Source organism: Deinococcus pimensis DSM 21231 (genome assembly GCF_000519345.1).
GTDB lineage: Bacteria > Deinococcota > Deinococci > Deinococcales > Deinococcaceae > Deinococcus_A > Deinococcus_A pimensis.
Genome location: NZ_KI912657.1, coordinates 36,662 through 37,355, shown reverse-complemented (window position 1 = coordinate 37,355; position 694 = coordinate 36,662). Strand labels below are relative to the sequence as shown.

Below are 694 nucleotides of genomic sequence, written 5' to 3'. Positions count from 1 at the left end.
TCCTTCCGCGCTCGCCCCGGACGTCGCGCACCTCACGGTGCAGGACCCGCGCGAGCCGCAGGACCTGCGCCGCGAGCTCCGGCGCTCCGCCGGCGAGGGTGCGTTCGAAGAGCGCGCGGTATTCGGCGCGCGGCGGCCCCTCCGGGCTCAGCAGGTGCCCGTAGTGCCGCTCGCCCGACTGGATGAGGCGTTCCTTCTCCTCCAACGTCACGAACGTGGGCGTGACCTCCCGCAGGAGGTACGTGACGTCACCGGGCGCGAAGGTGCTGCGCAGGAGTTGCGGGGTCGTCCGCTCAGTCGTGGACATGGTGCAGGCCTCCCAGGACGCGGCTGATCTGCGACGAAGCGGGGGTCATGACGACGTCGCAGGCGGTCATGAAGCCCACGTCGGAGAGCGTGTCGCCGTACCCGACGGTGAGGGCCTCCTCCCGGGGGTCGAGGGCATGCCGGACGTGCTCCACCGCGCGCCGCTTCGACACGCACGCCTGCATGAGCGTGAGGGTGCTGTCGTTGCCGAAGACGTGCCAGCGCGCGTCGTCGCCCCAGCGTTCGCGCAGGGCCGTGCCGAGGACGCTCAGTGCGCCGGGCGCGCGGCGGGGGTGTTTGAAGACGACGTACAGGGGCTGCCCGTGCGTCTCGTGGAGCCGCGCGAAGACGCCCGGCGCCACGTCCGCGGCGAGGTCCCGGGCCGTGC

Annotated in this window: 1 protein-coding gene and 1 pseudogene; both read right to left on the bottom strand. The window is 72.9% G+C overall.

Going from position 1 to position 694, the window contains the following annotated elements; all coding sequences use genetic code 11:
* Positions 1-307: cysteine protease StiP domain-containing protein (locus DEIPI_RS40085; protein ID WP_045234525.1), on the bottom strand; the 307-nt coding region annotated here is incomplete at its 3' end.
* A pseudogene (locus DEIPI_RS40080) lies at positions 294-694 on the bottom strand (hypothetical protein); the annotation flags it as partial. The gene DEIPI_RS40085 and the pseudogene DEIPI_RS40080, both read right to left, overlap by 14 nt.